Consider the following 2,757-nt stretch of genomic DNA (forward strand, 5'->3'; position numbering starts at 1 on the left):
GTACTTTACTTGGCGCTTGAAGAGCATAAGGGTTTATTAAGAAAAAAACTCACTGCTATGGGCGCAACGAAAAACGATCCGATTTACCTTCACGTCGGCAGCGCACCGGAGGCGGCCTTACCAACACTCAAAATTGAACTTGAGAAGTTAAAGCCGGTACTACTCGTTATTGATCCGCTTATCAAACTTGCCCGGATTAAGGACATCAACGCCTATGCTGAGGTGTACGCAGCGCTTACCCCCTTCATGGATTTAGCTCGAGCCTCTAATTGTCATGTGATGCTCGTACATCACGCCAAAAAGGGATTAGAAAGAACCGGCACCGAAAACCCGCTTGGAAGCCAAGGTCTTAGCGGCGTGGTAGACGCGCAAATCGATATCTACAAGCGCGGTGATACCCGTTGTTTTTGTGTGCCGGATGCAACCAGGCACGGCTTACCCGTTAAAGAGACGGTACTTGAAATGGATCCTGATACCTACGTTATCACCTCCGGCGGTTACTTAGCGGACAAAGAGCTTCAAGACGCCGAGAAGAGGATCCTAGAAGTCGTAGCGTTATCAAGTGAACCCATGGTCGATGATGACATCTGTAAGCAAATTGAGATGAGAAAATCAACGATCGGGCAAGCCATAAAAAATCTGCGTGAAAGTCATCAAATCGGCTTCAGTGGTAAAGGTGTTAAAGGCAATCCTTACCGCTATACAGTTTTGGGAGACGAATGCTTTGACTATAACCCTTTTGAACCTGAAAAATGCGTCTCCGGGATTATTTTACAGCCCAGGGAGACGCGGGAGACGAAATTAAAAGACGGATATACCGACTTGGCACCGACATCCATAGCCAAGGATGAATCGGGCGACGCTACTGCGATGCGCGAAATAAGTCGCATTAAAGAGCCGTCGCCCGATTTTGATTTATTACCGGAGGTGATGAGCTAGATGTCATACGTGCAAGAGGATCCAATAGCATTCGTTCGCTTAATACCGCCGATGTATCGGTTAGGTTGTTTCGACTGGGAAGTCATTAGCTGCCCCTTCTGTGGCCAGTCACATCGTCATGGAGCCGGTGATGATCTTGAGCGAGTGATGACAAAGCTCGGGTATCGGCTATCTCACTGTGTTGGGGGTAATCGCAATTACAAGCTAGTGCCGGCGCCGCCTCAATCGGAAGTGGCACCAAGCAAGCCTCTAACTACTCACATGAAATACTACAAGCGCGCACATCGTGGCGATATGACCTTATGGCCGTTGATGGAACGATGTCTAATCGAACAGGGACTAAAGTATCAACGAAGTATATTGCGCGGTTGGAAAGATAGGCTTGATCAGTACAGGGGGAAGTAAATGAAAAGCTTTGGTCGTAGGATTTATAGAAAAACCCTAACCAGGCCGAACCGGCCTCCCTGAATTAGCTTCAGGAAGGGGATTTCAGGCAGGGTAAACCTGACAACTTAGACTTAGTAAGTAACGAAAACATAAGGAGGTACGAAAATGCCAGACGAAGTTATTTTGCAACGACTAGGAACGCAATATCGGCAAGTCGTTAAAGACTCACAAGATGATCTACACGACGGTTACACCTATCGACCCGGCCAGTTCTTTGAACCGCCGAACAGGTGGGTAGAGGTAGCGCGTTTTAGACGCAACATTAAGGTTGTCGAAGTGATTGTCGGGACAGGCGGATATTATCGACTCAACACATCGGCTGAATGGGAGAGACTCCCAATCGACGAAAACTTACCAGACGTAACTGACGGAATCGAGGAGGAATAGAAATGGCTGACATTACTAGCATAAAACAAAACATTCGCCAAGACAAGGAAACCCTTGTAGGCATCCCGGGCGCCATTATGAGGGCGCTGGTGGAATACCGAAACGGGATCAATGCGATCGGCAGTAACGCCGACCTAAGCGCTACGGGCCGAGCAGGCGCAATCCCCAAATATGTTGACCTGCTGAACTCGAAATTGGACACTCTTGAAACCAAAGCAATCAAAGCGCGTGACGATCTAACTCGAACGCTGGCCTCGGTGGATGTTCCACCGCTCATGCCAACTGATAAAATGACTTTGGCCGAAGTTCAGACGCAGCGCACATGGGAGCGTCTCTCTCCCCTGCTGAATGGCGGCGATCTGCTTGCGATTGCTGTTCAGGCTGTAAAGGCAGTCGAGCGCAAAGATACCCTCGCATTCAAAGCCTTTTACGAAGAGCTACCGGCATTGATGGAGCTTAATGGACTAGGTAACGATACAATCAATACCGCGCTTGATGAAGTGACCAAAACGGAGTTCCCTATCCTACCGGAAGAGCGACAATTCGCAAGGCAGGAATGGGGCGAACTAATCAGAGGCTACGGCAACATCGAAGCGGACTTCTACAGCGCACGCAAAGAAATCGAAAATGAGCAAAAAGGCGCATTCGTCGTGGAATACGATGGACGCGTCGCAATCAAGTTCGATGGTGCGAATGTACTCTACCAAGGGGATGCACGGTCTAATTTAACCCAAAGACCAAGGGAGTATAAGGACTATCGCAAAGTTGACCCTGATTTTTGGGGGAAAACCGCTGCGCAACAATACGCGGCGCAGTACGGATAGTCCGACGCTGAGTGACCCTGTTGAGGGGGTAGGCAAACCCTATTCCCTCAGCTCTTAAATAACTTCAGGGAGGGGAATGATGAAAGCAATTAAGAGAGACTTAACAACCAAACAGCAACTATGGCTTGATAACTTCTTTGGGGAAGCGGCTTTCAATGCC

General features: G+C 48.8%; 4 protein-coding genes. All 4 read left to right on the forward strand.

Annotated features, from left to right (window positions below; genetic code table 11):
* Positions 1–939, forward strand: a 939-nt coding sequence (locus tag WCO51_12020; protein ID MEI6513979.1) for an AAA family ATPase, incomplete at its 5' end; no start/stop codon positions are given.
* On the forward strand, positions 940–1,344 hold the full coding sequence (locus WCO51_12025) for a hypothetical protein (protein ID MEI6513980.1): 405 nt from the start codon (positions 940–942) through the stop codon (positions 1,342–1,344).
* A 147-nt stretch (positions 1,345–1,491) separates the two neighbouring features.
* On the forward strand, positions 1,492–1,773 hold the full coding sequence (locus WCO51_12030; GenBank protein MEI6513981.1) for a hypothetical protein: 282 nt from the start codon (positions 1,492–1,494) through the stop codon (positions 1,771–1,773).
* A gap of 2 nt (positions 1,774–1,775) precedes the next feature.
* The gene (locus tag WCO51_12035) at positions 1,776–2,597 is read left to right on the forward strand and encodes a hypothetical protein (GenBank protein MEI6513982.1); all 822 of its coding nucleotides are present in this window, start codon (positions 1,776–1,778) and stop codon (positions 2,595–2,597) included.
* Positions 2,598–2,757: the final 160 nt, after the last annotated feature.

Source organism: bacterium, assembly GCA_037131655.1.
GTDB lineage: Bacteria > Armatimonadota > Fimbriimonadia > Fimbriimonadales > JBAXQP01 > JBAXQP01.

What these genes read in the sequence shown, in the direction of transcription:
- WCO51_12025 (MEI6513980.1), top strand. Translation starts at nt 940, where the DNA reads ATGTCATACGTGCAAGAGGATCCAATAGCATTCGTTCGCTTAATACCG.
- WCO51_12030 (MEI6513981.1), top strand. Translation starts at nt 1,492, where the DNA reads ATGCCAGACGAAGTTATTTTGCAACGACTAGGAACGCAATATCGGCAA.
- WCO51_12035 (MEI6513982.1), top strand. Translation starts at nt 1,776, where the DNA reads ATGGCTGACATTACTAGCATAAAACAAAACATTCGCCAAGACAAGGAA.